The organism is Mangrovibacterium lignilyticum, from assembly GCF_010882175.1.
Lineage (GTDB): Bacteria > Bacteroidota > Bacteroidia > Bacteroidales > Prolixibacteraceae > Mangrovibacterium > Mangrovibacterium lignilyticum.
Window position 1 is genome coordinate 1,757,447 of sequence record NZ_WKLH01000001.1, and the last position, 20,411, is coordinate 1,777,857.

Annotated in this window: 15 protein-coding genes; 2 read left to right on the forward strand and 13 right to left on the reverse strand. The window is 45.3% G+C overall.

Annotated features, from left to right (window positions below; all coding sequences use genetic code 11):
- Positions 1 to 80 precede the first annotated feature (80 nt).
- From GJV22_RS07035 to GJV22_RS07070, 8 genes are all read right to left on the reverse strand, one after another.
- On the reverse strand, positions 81 to 1,214 hold the full coding sequence (locus tag GJV22_RS07035) for a glycerate kinase (protein ID WP_163710693.1): 1,134 nt from the start codon (positions 1,212 to 1,214) through the stop codon (positions 81 to 83).
- A gap of 11 nt (positions 1,215 to 1,225) precedes the next feature.
- Positions 1,226 to 2,932, reverse strand: a complete 1,707-nt coding sequence (locus GJV22_RS07040; RefSeq protein ID WP_163710697.1) for a sugar phosphorylase — start codon at positions 2,930 to 2,932, stop codon at positions 1,226 to 1,228.
- A 126-nt stretch (positions 2,933 to 3,058) separates the two neighbouring features.
- Positions 3,059 to 4,285 carry a glycosyltransferase family protein gene (locus tag GJV22_RS07045; RefSeq protein ID WP_163710700.1) on the reverse strand — a complete coding sequence of 409 codons (1,227 nt, stop codon included), beginning with the start codon at positions 4,283 to 4,285 and terminating at the stop codon, positions 3,059 to 3,061.
- A gap of 24 nt (positions 4,286 to 4,309) precedes the next feature.
- Positions 4,310 to 5,212, reverse strand: a complete 903-nt coding sequence (locus GJV22_RS07050) for an HAD family hydrolase (protein ID WP_163710703.1) — start codon at positions 5,210 to 5,212, stop codon at positions 4,310 to 4,312.
- A gap of 263 nt (positions 5,213 to 5,475) precedes the next feature.
- Positions 5,476 to 6,453, reverse strand: a complete 978-nt coding sequence (locus tag GJV22_RS07055; protein WP_163710707.1) for a DMT family transporter — start codon at positions 6,451 to 6,453, stop codon at positions 5,476 to 5,478.
- 138 nt (positions 6,454 to 6,591) lie between these two features.
- Positions 6,592 to 8,139, reverse strand: coding sequence for a pectinesterase family protein (locus tag GJV22_RS07060; RefSeq protein WP_163710710.1), 1,548 nt, complete (start codon positions 8,137 to 8,139; stop codon positions 6,592 to 6,594).
- Positions 8,140 to 8,301: 162 nt separating this feature from the next.
- Positions 8,302 to 10,575, reverse strand: coding sequence for a glycoside hydrolase family 20 protein (locus GJV22_RS07065; protein ID WP_163710712.1), 2,274 nt, complete (start codon positions 10,573 to 10,575; stop codon positions 8,302 to 8,304).
- A 70-nt stretch (positions 10,576 to 10,645) separates the two neighbouring features.
- Entirely contained in the window at positions 10,646 to 12,031 is a 1,386-nt protein-coding gene (locus GJV22_RS07070; protein WP_205461761.1) for an MATE family efflux transporter, read from the reverse strand.
- Positions 12,032 to 12,256: 225 nt separating this feature from the next.
- On the opposite strand from GJV22_RS07070, the gene nudC reads away from it, so the two are divergent.
- Positions 12,257 to 13,126, forward strand: coding sequence for an NAD(+) diphosphatase (gene nudC / locus GJV22_RS07075; RefSeq protein WP_163710715.1), 870 nt, complete (start codon positions 12,257 to 12,259; stop codon positions 13,124 to 13,126).
- 136 nt (positions 13,127 to 13,262) lie between these two features.
- Here nudC and GJV22_RS07080 read toward each other — a convergent pair whose 3' ends face one another.
- The 4 genes from GJV22_RS07080 to GJV22_RS07095 all read right to left on the reverse strand — a co-directional run bounded on the left by GJV22_RS07080 (position 13,263) and on the right by GJV22_RS07095 (position 17,520).
- Complete coding sequence (locus GJV22_RS07080) at positions 13,263 to 13,727, reverse strand: DUF423 domain-containing protein (RefSeq protein WP_163710718.1); 465 nt, start codon at positions 13,725 to 13,727, stop codon at positions 13,263 to 13,265.
- Between the two features lie 161 nt (positions 13,728 to 13,888).
- Positions 13,889 to 15,040, reverse strand: coding sequence for a hypothetical protein (locus GJV22_RS07085; protein WP_163710721.1), 1,152 nt, complete (start codon positions 15,038 to 15,040; stop codon positions 13,889 to 13,891).
- Positions 15,041 to 15,335: 295 nt separating this feature from the next.
- Entirely contained in the window at positions 15,336 to 15,854 is a 519-nt protein-coding gene (locus tag GJV22_RS07090) for a hypothetical protein (protein ID WP_163710724.1), read from the reverse strand.
- A gap of 343 nt (positions 15,855 to 16,197) precedes the next feature.
- Positions 16,198 to 17,520: a P-loop NTPase family protein gene (locus GJV22_RS07095; RefSeq protein ID WP_163710726.1), complete on the reverse strand. Its 1,323-nt coding sequence runs from the start codon at positions 17,518 to 17,520 to the stop codon at positions 16,198 to 16,200.
- Positions 17,521 to 18,712: 1,192 nt separating this feature from the next.
- Here GJV22_RS07095 and GJV22_RS07100 point away from each other — a divergent pair.
- Positions 18,713 to 19,387 carry a hypothetical protein gene (locus GJV22_RS07100; protein WP_163710729.1) on the forward strand — a complete coding sequence of 225 codons (675 nt, stop codon included), beginning with the start codon at positions 18,713 to 18,715 and terminating at the stop codon, positions 19,385 to 19,387.
- A gap of 292 nt (positions 19,388 to 19,679) precedes the next feature.
- Here the strand turns inward: GJV22_RS07100 and GJV22_RS07105 are convergent, their stop codons facing one another.
- Positions 19,680 to 20,336, reverse strand: coding sequence for a hypothetical protein (locus GJV22_RS07105; protein WP_163710731.1), 657 nt, complete (start codon positions 20,334 to 20,336; stop codon positions 19,680 to 19,682).
- Between the last annotated feature and the right edge of the window lie 75 nt (positions 20,337 to 20,411).

Sequence of the window (20,411 nt, forward strand, 5' to 3'; positions counted from 1 at the left end):
AATAAGCTAGATGTAAAATATTTTGACAAATTGTGTCTAAGAATTTGGCACCAATCGCCAAATCTTATAACATTCTCCTCTCAGCTGTTCGCGGCCAGCAGTACCCGAAACACCTGTTCTGCTGTATCGGCGAGCAATTCAGGAGCATTGGTAATACAGGAATCAAGCGATGCCGGTCCGTTGGGTAACGCGAAAATGGAGGTAAACCCTTCATCGTACAACTCGCGATAGCCATCGCCCAGGAAACCCGCAAATGCAATAAGTGGCTTGCCGTGCTTTTTAGCTAATTGTGCCACTCCCCAAGGCGTTTTTCCCTGCTTCGTCTGCCCGTCCATTTTCCCTTCACCTGTCAATACTATATCTGCGGCCATAACAGCAGTTTCCAACTTGGTCTGTTCTTTCACAATGTCGAAGCCGGCCTGTAACCGACCACCGGCAAAAGCCACCAATCCGGCACCCAGGCCTCCGGCAGCACCACTCCCGGGCAAAGTCAGCACATCGATATTCAGATCCCGTTGAATGACTGCCGCAAAATGCGCCAGATTTTTGTCCAGCTCCTCAACCACTTCAGGCGTAGCACCTTTCTGCGGACCGTAAACGGCTGAAGCGCCGAGCGGTCCTGTCAGCGGATTATTCACATCGCAGGCAACAAGAATCTCCGTTTTTGCCAACAAAGGATTCACATCACTGGAATCGATTTGTGTAATCAAATGTAACGAACCACCTCCCCAGGAAACCTTATCACCGTTTTTATCCGGGAAACGAAAGCCCAAGGCACGGGCCATTCCCATCCCTCCATCGTTAGTCGCACTTCCGCCAATGCCAATAATAATTTTGGAACACCCTTTTTTCATCGCATCAGCCATTAGCTGACCGGTGCCATAAGTCGTTGTCAGCAACGGATTTCGCTCCTCTCTTCTCAGCAACTCAATCCCCGACGCAGCAGCCATTTCAATAACAGCTGTTCCATCCGGTAAAATGCCGTAAAAAGCCAGCACCGGCCTCCGTAGCGGATCGAAAACCTGAAGATCGACTCGTTCGCCACCCAAAGCTGAAAGCATGGTTTGCACAAAGCCTTCACCACCATCAGCAACCGGAATGGAGTTGATTTCAGCATCGGGAAGAACACGATGTATTCCTTCAGCAAGGTGGCGCGACACGCTGGCCGCATCCAAACAATCTTTAAATGAATCAGGGGCGATTAATACTTTCATAGTTCTTCAGTTTAAAGCATAAAACGGGTACGTAACCACAAACTTTGGTAAGGTTTCAATTCAATCGAATCGGGATTTAAAAGCTCCCAGGTCAGCACGTCGCGGCAAAATTCCATCAGTCCGGCAGGCAACATCACAGATTGCTTCTGATTGGTCAGGTTGTACAGGCAAACCACCGAGTCTTCCATATGAACTGTTTTCCGCAAAACACAGAAGAATTCATTGCCCAAATCGATAACCAATTGCTGGGTCTCGGGAGAGAAAGCGATCATGTTGCGACGAATGCCGGTTCGTTTATTCAGTTCAGCCAGAATTGCTGAATGCTGCGGATAATCCTCCAACAGGCTGTTGATCTCTTCCAGGGTAAATTTGCGCCGGTTGATGGAGCGATTAACACCGGTTTCTTTCAATCCTTCATAATCGTTCGGAAGACCAAATAAATTTAAAAAGTAAAAAGCCGGCACTCCCTGCAACGAAAGCATGATGGTTTGGGAGAGCAAGAAACGCTTCACCTGGTATTCATCAATACCTTCTTTTGTCCCCTTCAGCGCATCAAAGTAAGTAACATTTATTTCGTACGGCACATGCTTATCACCCAGTTGGCGGGTGGTGACACGAGCTCCAAATTCTTTCAGCTTCTCAATCATCGGCAATTTTTCGTCATCGGGCATAATGCCTTCAAGCGGACGAACACCAATCCCATCGTGCGATGAGGTGAAATTAAGATAAGTTGTTCCTCTTCGGGGGTCGCTTAACTCTTTTGCCCAATGGGTCAAATACGATCCATTCCCGGTATGCAGTGCGTGCAAAATAAGTGGCGGAAGGGCAAATTGATAAATGAGGTGAGCCTCGTCACCCAAACCGAAATAAGTAATATTCTCGCGATGTGGAACGTTCGTTTCCGTTAGCAGCAAAGCTCCCGGATAACAATAATCCATCACATCGCGAAACAGACTGACGATCTCATGAGTTTCATGCTCGTGCATGCAGGATGTTCCCGATGCTTTCCACAAAAAAGCAATCGCATCGAGCCGTACCACCCGAATCCCTTTTTCCATATAGAAAAGAAACACATTCAGCATTTCTTTCAGCAATTCCGGATTGGCATAATCCAGATCGACCTGATCGGAGCTAAAGGTTGTCCACACCTCCTTAGGACCTTGAGCTGTTTCTACCGGAGTCAGCAAAGGGCTGCTTCGCGGGCGGATCACATTCGAAACATCGAAATCAACCGGTGGAACAAAGAAATAATCTTTGCCCGGAGCCTTTCCTTCTTTGAACTGCCTAAACCACACACCAATACTACTGGCGTGATTGGCTACCAAATCGGCCATCAGAATAAAATCTTCCTCGAGCTTTTCAATATCATCCCATCCGCCCAGCTCCGGATTCACAGCATAAAAGTCCTCGACGGAAAAACCGTCGTCGCTACTGTACGGAAAGAAAGGCAGAATATGAATGGTTGAGATCATCCCTTTCAACCGGTCTAACGCAAAACGGTGCAAGGTTTTCAAAGGAGCTTCGCCCTTCTGCTTTATGACATCGCCGTAGGTAATCAGAAAAACCTGTTTTTCATCCCAGCCCGGACGGTTACGCGGTGTTTTATTCTTACGTTCATCGATAAACTCACACAGCTCGTCTATCCAATCTTCCGTGAGTGTTTTCTTGTAAATCCGGTTCAACCGGTTCCGTATTTTCGATTTGGTGCGAATGTCCATTGTTTCAAATTCAAAGTTTCAAATTACGAATAGAGGGCCCAAGTAGTTCAAAAGACTACCGAATAAATGAGTTCAAGCTACGAGCTTCAAAACTTACTTCTAATGTTTTTGGCTAATATCTAAGTTCTAAACTTCACTATTATCCAACTCCACAATCTCATTAAACTGCTCCAACACATCCGGGATAGCATCAATCACCCGTTTCCACGAAGGGATGAACGGGATCAAATCAGGGTTATCCAGAAAATCGATCCCTGCCCGGTAAATATTTTGTGCAAACATATCAACCGATTGTTCTTCTTTGTGACGATCCATCCCCAGTCCGTTTATCGATGCATCAGCTGCGTATTGCTCCACCATATCGAGTGCGGTACGCAAATAGACCGCTTTAACGGTTCTGATAACTCCTTTGCTGAAGACTGATCCCTGGGTTGCCAGCTTGGCAAAAATACTTCGCGCAATGTCGAAACTCATTTTCGACAAACCACGGGTCGGGTCATTATTCGACTCTTCCTGGTGTTTATGGTCGTAAGCATCGGCAATTTCAACCTGGCAAATCCGGTTGATCGCATTATTCCGTTGTACTTCCGAAAGGATGCCAACCTCCAGTCCCCAGTCGGACGGAATACGAACCGTTTTCATAATATCAGCACGCATCGAAAACTCGCCAGCCAAAATGTATCGGAAATGATCCAGAAAATCGAGGTAATCATTTGCCGGGAAGACCTTTTTCAAGGAGCGGATTAACGGAGTTACCATCAGACGGGTTACCCGTCCATTCAGTTTCACCCCATCCGAACGGTAGTAAAACCCCTTACAAAATTTATAGTTGAAAGTCGGATCGGCTACCGGATACAGCAGGCGGGACAGCAACTCGCGATTGTAGGTAATCACATCAGCATCGTGCAGGGCAATGGCTTCCGAACGCCCCGAGGCAATCATATAACCAAAACAAAGCCAAACATTCCGTCCTTTTCCGGGATCGCCGATGTAGATCATTTTTTCTTCAAACATCTTGCGCAGTTTCATCATCCGGGGACCATCGTTCCAAAGCACCCGGCAACGACATTTCTCCGTACTCAAGTCAGCAAAATACGCTTTGGCATGCTGGTATTGCTTCTTGTTCGCCTGATCCAGACCAATCGTGATTTCAGTTAAATAAGGCACTTCCTTTAAGGTGTCGACAATATGTTGCAGTGCCGGTTTTTCGAGTTCTGTATAAAGTGCAGGGATAATCAACCCCATGTTCCGTTTCTTTGCAAACTTCACCAACTTCTTTTCCAAATATTCAAGACTTGAATAATTCAGATTGTGTAAGGTGGTAATACTTCCGTTTTGATGAAAATCGCCCATATCGGTTTATTCTAAGGTTTAAGTTTATACTATCTCAAGCAGCTGACCAAGCTCTGTAATGATATAGTCAGGTTTGATTTTTGAGGCTTGAGGATGGTCTTTCCTCAAGCGGTAAGCACGCATATCGCCGGCATAAAAACAAGTTTTGAATCCCACTTGCTGAGCCGCGTAAATATCTTTCAGCATATCATTCCCCACATAAAGCACGTCCTGTGGTTGAAGGCCTCTTTTTGCCAATGGCTCAACCAAAGCTTCATAAACTGCTGTGTCAGGTTTCCCCTTCAACATTTTATAGCTAAAGATTGAGAGATCGCGTTCGAAACCATCTAAAAATTCTTCGCCGTGAATTTTCCCGCCAAAGAAATAATTCATCATCACCGGCGTGTAAAACTGGGCGTTGGAAACAATTCCCAAGGGATAGCCTTTTTGCTTCAGGCCATCAATGGTTTCGGTCATATTTGGCATTGGCCACACCTGGTTACTGCTTAGTTCGAAAATGAAGGTAAACAGCCGTAAATCGGCATGATCCATTCCTTTGATCAGACCACGGTCTTCGGCCCGGCCTAAGGTTTTCCGCCAAATTTCAACAATATTAAGTTCCGGGAAAGGTATTCCGGAAGCCTTCGCTTCATCCTTCCCGTTGGTTACTTCTTCTTCAAAGAGTGAATGAATGGTCATCAGTCCGGCATCGGGAACCCGAATTTCGAAGCCGGCAGCATCCAGGGAGCGCTTAAACATAGAAGCATCATAACCGGCTTGCATAATATCGCCGGAAGCTGAAATAATCAGGGTTCCGTAGATATCGAAAATAACGGCTTTGATACTTTCATCCCGAGCATAAGACGGAGTGGCGCCGGTGGGTATTAACTCCATCGGCTGAATTTGCTTCAAAAAAGGCTCAAGATGATTGAGATACGATAGATTCATGACTGTGGTAACAATTTGAGATTCAAAAGTTGAATCGATTTGAAAATAGAAAACGCAAAGCGCTTTTAGAGTTGTCCGTCTTGAAGATATCAAAATCTATCGAATATTGGCAGGGCAAAACACAGGAAGTCCGCTTAATTGGTGAAAAATTAACAGAGTTACCCCTATTAATTAGGGGCTGAAGTGGTAAAAACAGGGTTTCCAAAGCGAGTTGGTAAATCGTTTTATAAGAACGCAATAACCACTCCCGACTGACCGGACAGTTAGTTTCTAAATCTGCCGAAAGCCCTTCTTATTGGTACTGGAGCAGGTCGCACATCCGGTTCTGTTTTCGCGTTTTCATCTCGCGCTTTACTTTTCGTGACAATGTAAACACCACAAAACACGAGCATAATCGCCATCAACTTGCGCCAGCCAAAGGTATCGAGCTGCCAAAAAACAGCGGCAAAAGAAGCCACCACGGGTTGCACATTGTTGTACATGGTAGCCACTGTTGGCCGCAGGAACTTCTGCCCAATGGGAATCATGAGGTAAGCGAAGAAGGTACCTCCAAAAACAACAAAGGCTATATCGTACAGAATATTGGTTGGAACGGCGCTAAAGTCAGTTGCCAGAATCTGGGGCAGGTTGAACGGCAAATAAATAATGGCGGAGAACAAGAACATCCACTTCATCAGCGTAAAGGGATGATAACGGCTGATCAAATTCTTGAACAGGACAAAATAGGTGGCATAAGAAACCTGAGAGAACAAACACAGACCAATACCCATCAGGCTTTGATTGCTGTTACCCTCACCACCGGCCGCAGTACTGCTGAGGATCAACAGTAAGGCACCCGACGCACCGACAACAATGCCGGCAAACTTCACCCAGGTAATTGGTTCTTTCAGGTACATCGCTGCAATAATCATGGTGACGATCGGCAAGGTGGTCGTTACGATGGATGCATTGATCGGCGAGGTGAGCGATACTCCGAGAATAAATACTCCCTGGTTCATGATGATCCCGAGCAAGGCTGCAACAGCCATCAAAATCAGATCAGCCTTCGGCACTCGTTCGCGCTTCAGAAACAAAGAGATGAGCCAAAATGCCAGAGCAGCACCAATCACCCGGAACGAGACCAGCATCCACGAGTTAACCGCCGGGTCACCCATCGCCATTTTCGACAAAGGAGCCATCAGTCCCCAAGCAATATTCGCTGCAATCATCGCAGCATGCCCTTTCAGTTTATTGCGCTCCATCTATTCAAATTTGCGCAAATGTAACTGATCTGTCTTAGCTGAATACTGCCGAAGAGTGAAGCTATTGTTAATTCGTAAACCGGGAATCAACGGCCGTTCTCGCGGACTCCGTGTTCGCTTTGAAAATAATGGATGTCGCTAACGCATCGGAACAGGCTCCCAGCCACCCAGCACAAAGGATGGCTTCATGTACTCCCTGATTAACTCTTCATCGCCGGGCATCGTCAGCTGTTTCGAGAAATCAGCCCGTTGAGAAACATCGGCCGGTTCACCGTCGCTGATAGTGGTGCTGTTGTATTCCCAGTAATGCAGGTCTTTTGTCTCTTCGCCAACCGGCCCCCAGCCTTCCGGCCGAATGCGATCGATCGCGCAATTGATTAAAACAGCCTCACTGTATGGATAAGAATAAATTCCCTGGTTAGTTGGCGCCCGGGCAAAAACACTTCCGCCTTCACGAGTGCCGTGAAACAGGCAATTCACAAATACGTTCCCATGATTGGCATCCGTATTGCGAATCCACATAAACGGACCGGGAGAATAAAAGTCACAGTCTTTAAAGAAAGCCGGACCACGACCCAAAATCATATCACCGCCACCATCAATCTTTATATTTTCGAAGTAAGCCGGACCATTGGTCTGCAAGGCATCGCCCGATCCGACGATGTGCACGTTTCGCAGCTGGATCTTGTCGCCGTTGATCAGCAAACCTTCAGCCTGTCCCTCCAGTAAGGTTTTCACGGTTAGATCCTGAAGCTGAATGTTCGAGCAGTTGTCTATCGCAAAGGCAGCTCTGCGCGAAGGGAAGGTTCCCGGCCACTCGTTTGTCTTCACATTCCACGGATGAGGATTGAACACCTCGCTGTTGGCATATTGTACAGTCACCCTGTCCCGGCTTTCACCCTGGATAATCAAGTTGGTTTTATTCCGGAAATAGATCAACTCTTCATACAAACCATTCCGGATAAAAATGGTGATGGTATCCTCGCTGTTGTCAGGAATAACATCCAATGCTCCCTGCAGTGTATTGAAATCACCATCGCCCTGATCATCCACCACCAATCGTTTTGCAGCAAGGTCAGGTTCGTGCTCCCGTGTGGTGAAACTCCACACCGACTTATCGTAAATCCCTTTGAATTCGTGATCCACCGTCTGAATGACTGTGCTATCCATCAACACGTAATAGCGTCTGTCGTATTCAAGCAAATTGTGATGCAGGTAGATGGTTGCTGTCGAATCGTGTACGATGATGGGGTAAAAATGAAAGCCATCGGTAAAACCACCGATGATCGTCAACTGGTAATCATCCGGCGTTGGCAAAGCTGTTCCCGACGGTGTTCCGGGCTTCGTGTTGGCATTGGTAAACTTACCCGATTTGTAGTCGTAAGGCACCGCTGCATAATCAGCCTCCGGGTTTTTCCACGGTTCGGTCGGGCCCGATGGAATGCTTAAGTCCAGCGAGTCAACCAACTCATCCGTCTCCCAATCATAAACGCGAATCATGCCGCTTTCGCCAGCCTCCGGAATACTGTTGAAGGTAAGCTTCAAATGGGTATCGGGACTGATCCCGGCTCCACCATTAGCCGGGTAGCTTTGGTAAACTTGCCTGGGCTGATTTGAACAGGAACAAAGGATGGCAAAGGCAATCCACAAGGTTGGTATCAGTTTAATTGCTTGAGATCGTTTCATTGTTTCGGTTTTTGTAATGACGGGAAAAGGTAAATGACTATCAAAGTTAGACTTAATCATAAAAATAAAAAGCTTAATCCCGTCTAATTACAAAATCAACCGATACGCGCTAGCCGACAATTAAAAGGATACCAACCACTGCAATTGACCCAAAAACAAGGGCTAGTTGATCACCAACTCGTCGGTAAACAGAAAAGCTTTTTTGCCGTTGCGCGCAAAGACTTTCACATAGCGGGCTTTTTCGCCCTGTAATGATCCCTCGAAATTCTTAAAGACCTGCTCCTTGTTCTCCGCCGAGATATCATTCTCGATGTGCAACACACTTTTGAAGTTCAACCCGTCTTCCGACAGCGCAACTTCCACGTAATCGGGCATAAACACCCCCGGACCGGCTAGTTGCATAAAGGTTGCCGAAAACGCGTTCAGCGTCTCCGTTTTACCGAGATCAACCGTTACATCCAGATCATTGGTGAAGCCCTGCCATAGACCATCGTTGTAACTGTCGCCACCCCGAAGACCATCGGTCAACGCTCCGGCATCGCCGGCCGGGTAGGCCGTATTCCATGGCAGCTGATAGCTCACCGGCTTGCCAAGCGCTTTGTGGTAGTCGACTTGTTTGTGCAGCACCGGCTCGGTTAATTGACCATCTTTAAAGACAGCTGCACAAATGGCTGCACTCCCGGTTACAAAAAACTGCCCGGTGTACAGATGCGATTCCGTTGTGGGCAACGAACCGTCGGTGGTATAATAAATCGTTGGCTGGCTGATTTCACTTTCGAAAGTGATCCCGATTTGGTGTTGAATCGTGTCCACATCCATAAATGTTAACAGCTCAGCTGTCGGCTTGTAGTAATAGTTCACCCCCATGCTGGCCAGCCGCTTCAGCTGCTCACTCACCCGAACTTTGAAGTCATCCCAGTTCAACCGGCTGCTGTCAGTCCAGGCGCGTTCGGCCAAAGCCAATGCGCGGGGAAAAATCAGCTGATCAGCAACCATCTCCGACGGAACCGTCTCCGCCCAAACGCAAGCTTGCAGCCCCTTGATCTGATCAACTTTATCGAGCGGGAACTTCGGGCCGTACAGCTTCATGTTATACACGCTAAACAAACGGGTATCAGGACGCGAGAAATACAAAGGATCACCAGGTGCCAGAATCAGATCATTGCCGTTATTCACCACATTTTCGGGAACATTGGCCACCCAGTTGCGCCAGTACATCACATGCAGGCTTGAATCGATGCCACCTTCCAGCGCATCATCCCAAACCACCACTTCCTTCCCTTTAGCTTGCAGGAATTTCGCCACCCGTCCGACAAAGTAGCCTTGCAGATGGTTGTAGTCCGTAATACCGTGTTCAATCATAAACATGCGGCAAGCCTGCGATTCTTCCCAGCTGATCTTCTCCACCTCGTCGGCACCAATATGAATGTATTTCGACGGGAAAATGTCCACGACCTCATTCAAAACATTTTCAACAAAGGTGTAAGTGTCCTCACTCACCGGGTTCAGCGGCGTTGAAAAGACGTTGCCCCAGGCTGCTTTGCCTGTTGTCGCCAGACTTGGAAAAACGTCGATAGCTGCCATCATGTGGCCGGGCATGTCAATTTCAGGAATAATCTCTACATGCCGCTCCTGCGCATACCTTACCAGTTCGCGCAACTGATCCTGCGTATAAAAACCGCCGTAATACGGAATGCCGTCGCGCATCTCAATATGAGCGGGATCAAGCGCATAAATACTGTCTTCCTTCGACTTTGCAATACAAACAGAATCCTGCCCGTTGAATCTTCGCCAGGCACCTTGCGCTGTCAGCCCGGGATACGTTTTAATCTCCATCCGCCAGCCCTGGTCATCGGTTAAATGCAGGTGCAGCTTATTCAGTTTATACAAAGCCAGCCGGTCGATATAACGCTCGAGGTAATCAATCGAAAAGAAGTGGCGCGACACATCCAGGTGCATCCCCCGCCATTCAAATCGGGGCTTATCGTAAATGCTTAAGGCCGGCAACGCGAATTCGGCAGCGCTCTCGCCCGCCTCAACCGAGGGAGGAAGGAGCTGACGCAGCGTTTCCATGGCATAAAACATTCCGGTTGAATCGCCTGCAGCCAGGAGAATCTTCCCCGAAGTGATTTGGATCGCATACGACTCGGGAACCGAAAAGGTATCCGACTGCAGCACCTCAATCGAGCTTCCGCCTTTGTCTTCAGAAAGTTCCTGCCCCAAAGCCCGCCGCATGAGCGCCTGCAGAAAGTCAACTTCGTTTCCAAACTTGCCGTTGTCGTTGACAACGAACTGTGTGCCGGGATTCAGCTTGAACTGCCCTTTGCCTGTTTTTAACTGTGCCGGATAAGGCACTAAGGTTACGTTGGTTCTTTCGGGCTGACTGCAAGCCGAAGCCACCAGTGCCAGAACCACCAGAAAATATATATACTTCACGGAATAATGATTTAGGTTGCCCCAAAGATAAAAAGAAGGTAGAATTACGAAAATCCCAACGGTCGATCGCTTAGTTAGACAGGGCGGTCAGTCGTCGCCACGATTTAATGAAGACCGGCATTTCGTAAGCCAGCATACAGATCCAGCCAAACAGGCAAGCCAGCGCGATTCCTCTTAAGCCCCAGTACTGCGCCACAATATAAGCCGCGATAACCCGGCCGGTCATTTGCGACAAGGTAGCGTTCAGGGTAATCTTTAACCGCCCTACTCCCCGGAAATACCCCTGAAGAAGGTTGGTTAGCCCCGGCAGTAAATACAGGAAAGCCATGATCTCCAGGTATTCCACGCCCGGTCCGACAAGCTGCGGGTCTTTATCGGTTACGAAAGCACCAACCAGGTTGGGCGCGAATGCAAATACAACAACCATCAACAGCGCGGTGTAAATCAGCACCATCTTCAAGCCCGTGATAAATCCCTTCCGCATCCGGTCGGCCTTACCCGCTCCATGGTTTTGAGCCATAAAGCCGGTGGTGCCATGACCAATATTCTGCTGCACCACCATGATCACATCGTCGATACGGGTGACCGCATTAAAAGCCCCAATGGTATACACGCCCAGCGGGTTAACAGCTCCCTGAATTAAAAACTTCCCAATCTGAAGCGTTATCTGCTGCATGGCCGCCGTTGCACTGTAGCTAACGGTTTGTCGAAACAGTCCCACGTCGAACACAAACTCGCGCCGGCCAAAGCTTAGCATCGGGAACTTTTGATGCACATAAACCATACAGAAAACCGCCGACAGGAATTCGGCAATCACTGTTGCAACGGCCGCCCCTTTAATGCCCAAATGCCAAACAGCAACAAAGAGAATATCCATGACAATATTCAATACCGCCGAGATAATCAGGAAATAGAGCGACACCCGGGAGTTCCCCATGCTCCGCAAGGTGGAAGCGTAAATGTTATAAATGAAGGAAAACACCAAACCCCCAAAGATGATCTGCAGATAGCTTGTTGCATCATCCAAAATCTTCGCGGGGGTACGCATGATCCGAAGAATCGCGTGCGAAAAGAAAAAACCAACCGCCACCACAAGCAGGGTGAAAATCCCTCCGGCAATCAGCGAGGTGGAGATCTCCCGTTTCAGCTTGGGAATATCGCCGGCACCGAAAAAGTGCCCCATCAGGATCGACATGCCCAGGCAGATGCCGACCATCAGGAAAAGCATGATGTTCATCACCGGGCTTGCCGCTCCCAGTGCTGCAAGCGCATCGGCCCCGACATAACGCCCAACAATGATCGAATCGGCCATGTTGTAGGTCAACACACACAAATTGCCGATAATAAGCGGTACGATGTAATTGATTATTTGTGGCGTAATGGGCCCTTGGGTCATATCCACAATCTTTCCTCTGCTCATCTCAAATCTCCGGTGAACCACAAAGATACGAATCATCCTGCGCAAGCTTTGCAATTGCCGCCGAATTGCGTCTATGTTGCGTTATTGTTACCGAAGCGGTCTGTTTATTCCCGGTTCCAGGCAACGAATCGCCGGTTGAAACGCCTTGTTTCTGAAGTCTTGTTTAAATGGCCGGGCTGATTGGCGATTGTGCGCAGCTTTGCACCGCCGGATGATTAACTTTGCCCGACAATTCGGGTTAAACGCAAGAAACAAACACCAATGATACAGGATATCTTTCCCCACCGGTTCGACAACCAATACCTCGCCAACCAAACGGTGAACGAAGGCGATTGGCTATTTCATTTCCAGGGTAATGAATTGTTAGTAAAGGTTGAAGGCGACCAGTTTCTGATTCCTCAGAAGAAGGACTTCCCCACCCTTACCATTCAAACAGCGACTTTCCTGTTTACCATCGACGATGCTTCCTGCTTTTTGATTGCCGAAAAGCCTGCAACAAATTCCGTCGATTTTGACTTCAAAGACATGAACTTCATGCGGGCCATCGATCAGCCCGACGTTGCGTGGGCCGCACTGGCAGCCTTTCAGCTGAAGAGCTGGTACGCCCAAAACAAGTTCTGCGGTAAATGCGGATCGCCGATGCAGCACAAAACAGACGAACGGGCTTTAGCGTGCCCTTCCTGTAAAAACGTGGTTTTCCCGAAGATATCGCCGGCGGTCATCACGGCAATCCTGTGCGACGATAAAATCCTCCTGGCACGTAACGCCAGTTTCACCAACAACCGGTTTGCACTCGTTGCCGGTTATGTTGATGTGGGTGAAACGCTGGAGCAGGCTGTTCGGCGCGAGATTAAAGAGGAAGTTGGTCTGGAGATCACCAAGCTGCGCTATTACAAGAGTCAACCCTGGCCGATGTCCGGTTCGTTGATGGTTGGCTTTGTTGCTGAAGCAGACGACCGGCAGCCGATCGTTATCGATAATAAGGAGATTGTTGAAGCCGGTTGGTTTTCGCGGGGCAAGCTGCCAAACCACCCCAACAACACCAGCATTGCCGGCGAAATGATTGCGAAGTTTGAGAAAGGTGAGCTGCGAGGCTGCGAGTGCATCCCCGACTTTATTCAGCTTCCTTAGCGAAGCATGGGCAAAGTTGTTCTCCAATCCATCAGCTTGCCCGGTCCGACATCCGAGCAAGCGACTATCAAGATGACTGTAAGCATGCCTGTTAACGGATTCCTGCTTTTTGGTGCAGCTTGTTACCAAACGTCGTTTACTTTTTAATCTCTAAAAGCTCAGCAATCAATGCCTTATATTTTTGAATATTCTTTTTCGAATTCTTTTGTACATCAATCCACAATCCAATTCCTACCGCTAATAATATTCCGCCATATACATACATGGCTGAACCGCGACTTATTCCTGCGATTATTGACAATAGACCCAAAACGACAAAAACAGACACATACAATATGGTTAAAAAGTGCTGCGTGAAAGCGATTTCTACGCCGGTTTCATTGTCAGCGTCTGTTTCTGCCAGCTGCCCGCTTACAATAATCTGATTTTCTCTTATAAAATTCAGATAATTCAAACTCCGTTTACGCACTTTAAATGTTACAGAATCGTTTGCTCCGGGATGCATTTTAAAAACAAATCCACCGACAGCTCCCAATGCAGCATCCAGTTTCTTAGCAATCTCCTGAGGATTGCTGTTTACTTTAAAATTCCATGCTTTCATATTCTTGTTTTAAATGTTTTGGTAACGGCAGTCTGACGGTAAATTGTATAAGTAGTGGCAGATTGCGGCGTACTTTTTGCTAAGTTACAAAAAGCAAAGGCGTTACAGAACACCGGAATATGCCATAAAACCTGCCATTACTTATGCAACGTATTTTCCTTTTAGCTATTTCTTAACTTCTCATCTTTTATAAAATCTCTCAAATTCTCTACCTCTCTTAAATATTTTTTCTTTGCATCAGGCATTAGCTCTAATCTATCACAAATATCAGTAGCCTCATTGTAATTCCCCGTCAATATATGCGCTTCGATAATGTTTATTAATAAGGCTTGTTCAACCTCACTGTTTATTCTGGCTTTTTTATCGGATGGATCTGCTTCATTTAATTCCTGATTCCATTCTTCTATCGACTCTCTCAATTGATTAACTGATTCCTGCTTATCTGTCAGTAGCGCTTCATATGCCCGCTGAGCTTTTCTTAAGGTTAAAAGGTGTGAATCATATGAATATTTTTTGCCATCACCTTTATAAATCTCGGTATAGCGCTTTACATTCGAGTAGCCAAACTTATAATTAATAAGGTTGTTTACTTCCGTTGCCAAAGTCTCTAAATAAGCACTTAACTGCGAATTGAAATAAGCAGGCCAGGTATTTTTAACATAGTTATCCCATTCCGAATCTTTAATTCCCTGTGGAGCCAGAATTTCGTGTTCGTAATTCGACTTTTTTATTACTTCAGTAAACAGAACATTTCCATCTGAAGTCATAAGCGATACTTCTACAGGCTGTTGAACCTTAACTTTACGTAATTTATAGTTCTCTCCGTTCTTCTCTTTGGGGGCATCAATAGGTGCACTGCAAGCAATTTCTTTATAGGTTACTTTTACTAAAACCGCATCGTCATTCCCTTTATCATATCCATCTAACGAGATTTTCGACTCTAAAATGCTAAGCTCTGGAATAGCTAATGTTTCAGGCTTTTTAACAGGACGTTTCTCCGGCTTTTTACCTTCTCCAATCAATGCACGTTCAGCCAATACTTTTCCCAGAGACTTATTGTTGTAGGTCTCCATCGCAGCCTGATACTCTTCTTCAGCTTTGGCCAGCTCCATTTCATATTCGTCCAGTTTATCTTGTTCGCGTTGTATCCATAATATATCTACTTCTACGTCATATTTTTTTATTGAAGCATCAAGTTTCTCAATGGGGTTACGCAAATAAGTATAACTAATCTTTTCCTTATCCACGCTTTGAGCTTGTAAAGTTAAAAGTGAAACAAAGGTTAATAATGTAAGTAACAATGGTTTTTTCATGATTTAAAAATTTATTCTCTATAATTAGTTTAATAGTGGTTCATTTTGGTATCGCTGGTACAGATTTATAATCCATACCCCGGCCATAGACCGACAAGTTCATTTCAATTCTATCGAATTGCACACCGATTACAAATCGGCGCGAGCGGAGGGATTTCGGAGAGCGTTTCTGTCCGAAGGACACGGAACTGCGATGCGTGAATCCCTGTCTGACTGCGCAGCCAGGCAGGCGCAGTTGGCGTACCACAGAACCCCGCCCTGCAATATGTACATTGTTGTAAGGTGCTGCCATTTATTATTCAATTATTCCCCCAAGCCAGTTTATTTGAAGAATTCCATTTTCAAGTCTTGCAAAATAGGTGTCAGACCATGTTGGTCCTGATGTCTCAAAAATTGCGGTATTCTCCTTAATATATACTGGGTAATTAATTTCTGTCATTTTTAGGTCAGGGCTATCATAACTTTTAGTACAATCAAGAATCCTTTGTATGGTGTTTTTGTCTAGGAATATTTCTTTGATATTTATTTTATCTGTCACAAACCCCAAAGTTTGTTTTGAAAGTGCAAGTCCTAGTGAAAAATTTCTAAAATCATTGATGTATTGATATCCAGTTTTTTCAATCAATTTAATTTGTGTCGAGTCGAGTAACAGAAGTGCTGTGTAATCATATTTATTTTCTAAGCTTTTAATATTCTTTGTTGATTTTAATTCCTCTATTACATCTTCGTAATTGATAACTTTTTCTTTTATGAAAGGTTGTCCATAAACCGAGAATTGAGAAATAACCAATATTATAAATAGATATTTCGTCATAATCGAATCTTTATTTTTTTACTTATCAATTTGCAATCTCTCATTCCAATGGTTGCACCTAACGTTGAGTGATCGAGTAGGCAAGGGGAGTTTCACCCTAAGCCTCTCACAGAACCGGACTTGACAGTCTCCCGTCATCCGGCTCTTCTAATATCAGTCATTCGATGAAAAAGCCCGACTGCTGAGGTCTAGCCCGATATCTTATTCCAAAGCGAAAAACCCATAATACTTGTTTTGGCTATTAATCCCGGTTCCGTCAGTGGCCGGACAAGGTTCACGTCAACACCGCGTTCAGCCACTGTGCTGCGCACTGGCCGAACGCTTAATTGTTATGCTTAGTTTTTTATAGTTCTTCAATATAAACGTCATATTCATCAGTGATATCCTTTTCAATAATTTCTAAAAGTCTATCAATAACTTTTTGGTCTGTTCTGTTTCTTATATTTAAGACATCTTCTTTTTCTTTTCGAAATTGCATTAACGCCCAATTTTTAAGGAATAAATTATTGAAACGGTAGAGATTCGAATTATCATCATGTATTAATAATTCTCCTCTGTCGGTTCTGCAAAGTTGAGTTAGTTTGGATTCAATTTCTTTGCTGGGAATATCTTTAAATTCAATATGGTATTTAATGTCATCAAACGAAAATTCATCTTTATTAACTTTTAAAGCTGCCTTGATAATAGCTTTCGGAACATTTCTTAATGATTTATTCGGAACTTTTATTGCTTTGTCAAAATCAGCTTTAAAGGAGTCTGATTTTTCGTCAGCGAATTTTTCAATTGCTTTTTCAAAGTCACCCATTTTCAAATATGTTGTCTCTTTTTGCGTTTGGTATATGTTTCTGTTAGTGCACATATTTAAACATAACTGATGACAAATCGAGGGCAAACCACAAGAATAAGTTACAATCTTTTCTGAAATCTTTTCTGGAAATCGTAAGTCTAAAAGTTTTTCTCCACTAATAATAATTGATTCAATTTCATCATCGCTCATATACGGAACAAATACTTCCGATACCCGATTGTTCATTTCATTATCATATTCGACAACTTGCCTTGCAGTCCCTACTGCACCAATTGCAATTAATTTTAAGTCGGAGTATTCAAGTGACATATCCATAAAAACTTTCATTATTTGTGAAGCTCTTGTTTTTTCCTCACCCTTTATTTTATGAAAGTCTTCCAAAACCCAGCAAGATTTAGACTCTCCAAAAAAACGAGCTAATCTTTGTGGCGTAAGTTGAGGCGGTACAAATTCTTTTTGTGTGATTGTCTTAGATTTATTTAACTCGACTAATTTAAGTGAAGCCTTTATATCATTGTAGCTTAAATTAATTTCTGGTGCAATTTTAAATCCATTTGTTTTAGTCTCAACGGAATAAAATCGTCCTAACTGGTCAAATGCATCAAGAATGAGACTTTCAAATGTCATTCCTTTCATGCATCTTGTAATTATAGTATTTTCATAAACTTGGTTTAGTTTATTAATAATGAGAGTTGATTTTCCACAACCTGAATGACCATAAATTACTACTTGTTTCCCTGGTGTTCTCAAAGAATCTACAAGATGATTATTTACTTTAATATCCCTTTCAATAAAAGTATTTATTGCGGGTTGAGTAGGAGTAAATACTTTATATGTATCGTAGATTTCTTTTTTCATCGTTTTTTTTTAATTAAGCATAACGTCTGGCTATATGTACTGGTACATATAGCCCCCTATTCTATTTTTAGTTTTCCGTTGCAATCAATCCGGAACCAACTTCCAAACAGAATTGTCCAAGGTACGAAATACCGACCAACAAATAATTCATTTTGTAAGTCAGAATGAATCTAAAATACTGTTCAGTACCAATTCGGTATTTATCGATTTCTAAAATTATGCTCCAGAACATTAAATTAAGTACGCAACTGTACAGATGCGACTTGACTTTCGTAGTTAACCGCTGTAATTTTATTTCCGAATTGCACAGGACTTTGATTATCAATTTATTTCTACTCGTGAAAAACCAATCGACTGAACATACTAATACCTATTATGCCCGCAATGGAGCGAAACAAACCGGTTGCGCCGCTTCCCTAACAAAGGATGCCACCGGTCCATTCGACACCACTATCCAACCGGTTAATTACACCTTACGCCCCATGAAACGCACAACGGAAATGTACAGTTATGTCACGCAACTGTACAGTTCCGTTCCACAACAAAACAGATGCGTCGTGCAAATGCACAGTTCCGTCACGCATCTGTACAAATGTGTGACGTTGTTAACGCGTTCCGTCATGCAACTGGACTGTTTTGTGCCATTGCAAGCTTGTTCCGTGACGCATCTGTACTGTTTCATGACGTTGCAAGCTTGTTCCGTGACGCATCTGTACTGTTTCGTGACGTTGCAAGCTTGTTCCGTGACGCATCTGTACTGTTGCAACATGCCCAGAACAAGCCAAATAAACCCTATAGCCCTATATAACAATATCTTACACCAAATAGTGAACTGCTTCGGCAAGCAACGGGCTTACCAATGGGCAGCCAAATTGGCAGTGTGCCTTGGGCTGCTTCAAAACGATGCTTATGCTTGCTTCGGCTTAGTTCCGTCAGTACAAAATTTGATAACTCAAAAAAGGGGAATATGCGTTCCGGCTATTGCTATCGTCCGGATCAGCACCAACGATACAGAGCATCGCTGGCCCCTGCATTTATGAGTCCCGCTTTTCGGATTGCTTAATCCTTACAAACCGGGGCGCCACATCGCCCCAACCCGAATTCCGCTTTTCTCTTCTCCCGGCAAATTACTCCGGTTAATCCGGCGTAATTGATACGAAATAAACTTATCTGATTCCAAGAAAATTTGATCATGATAAAATATTCTTTTGCAATCCCCCGGATGCTTGCTGAGCAGTTCAGCTTTCAACGGACACTGGTGCAGTTGCTGGCCGAAAAAGCCCTGGCATGGAGTGTCCCCGAAGTCGTGGTAGCCACAGTGACGGGGCAGAGCAATACCTATGAAAACAGGTATGAGGTATCGGGCAACAGCCAGACACAAAGTCCGGCGTTGACCGTTGCCCGCAACGATGCCTGGGCGACCCTCGAGACAACGATCTATAGCATCTATAATCGTTACCTCCTCTACAATGATGCCATCTCGGCCGAAGACCGGGATACCCTGCATATTAGCGAAGTACACATTGGTGGCCGCACCGGTTATGATGCTCCTACGGTTTCTCCCGCTGTTAACCTGAGTTCGGAGGATGTGTCGACCTTGCATGTGAACTATACGACATCGATTATGAGCAGTTCGCACCGGAAACCCGTGGGTGTCGCTTTTTGTGAACTGGCCTGTAAAATCGGCGGCGAGCCTCCCTTCACCATCGAAGAGTGTCAATCGCACTACTTTGTATCGCGTTCGCATCAGGAACTTGTTTTTAATCCGGAACAACGGGGAAACACCGTTTACGCCTTTGCCCGCTGGGTAAACCGCAACGGCAAAACAGGGCCCTGGGGTAACCGAATTACAGCAATAGTCCCCTAAGCCAGCAAGAGGCTGTCCAAAAAGTTCAGTAAGTTTTTTCGGTACTAACAATTTGTAAGTAGACAGAAACTGGAATCTACTTTTGGGACAGCCTCTTTTTTTAACCCACTCCCCGCCTGCCGGACAGGCTGCACTGTCCGCTTAATTGATTGGGACATTTAAAGAAGCTTGCTTATCGGGCTGCTGCCGAATCGCCCTGACGGGCTGTTTTTTATAAGCCAAAGCAATTGCTCGTTGCGACTGTACGAAAGGATCCGCCCGTTGAAGGGGCTTCAACTGCTCGCGAATTCGATTAACGCCTGGAAGGGAAATGATACCCCAGGTTGATGCCGAAATTGACCCCTCTGGCATCGCCGGAGTAGGCAATGTTGTAGTCGACGAACGGAGACACCACAAAGCGTTTGAAGTAGTTATTGATCTCGAGGCCGACGCTAAAACAAACCGGACTTTGAAAGTCATCGGAGTTGACCGATTCGTCGTATACCGATAACTGCTTAAACCTTAAAAAACTGACATACGGGGAAATAGTCATCCGACTGCTGGCCGGAATATGATAAGCCATATGCTCGGCCGACATGAGCATTAGAGCTCCCATAAGCAAAAACTCGGTTAATGTTTCTTTATCTTCGACCACGAAACTCATACCCAGCAACCAGATGGGTATTCCCAGTGTTCCTATACCAAACTGACCATGATCCTTGCCAAACAAAAAGCCGGAATCGAAGCTGAAACGTTCACCCAGAAACATCCGGATCTTTATGCCACCGGCATAAGTCGACTGATAGGGATCGTTAATGCCCAAATGACCGGCCGATAAAAATAAAGTAAACGCTTTTCTCGGAGGTCCCGACGGCTCATCAAAGAGATTGCTTGTGTCGAACTCTGATTGCCCGCACAGCAGAACCGGCAGGCAAATCGCAACCAAAAGTGCTCTTACTTTCCTTTTCATGAGATCGTTTTTTACTTGTTATAAATTACGAAACAAATTTCAGGGAAACAATACGCTATCCAACAAGGGATTGGG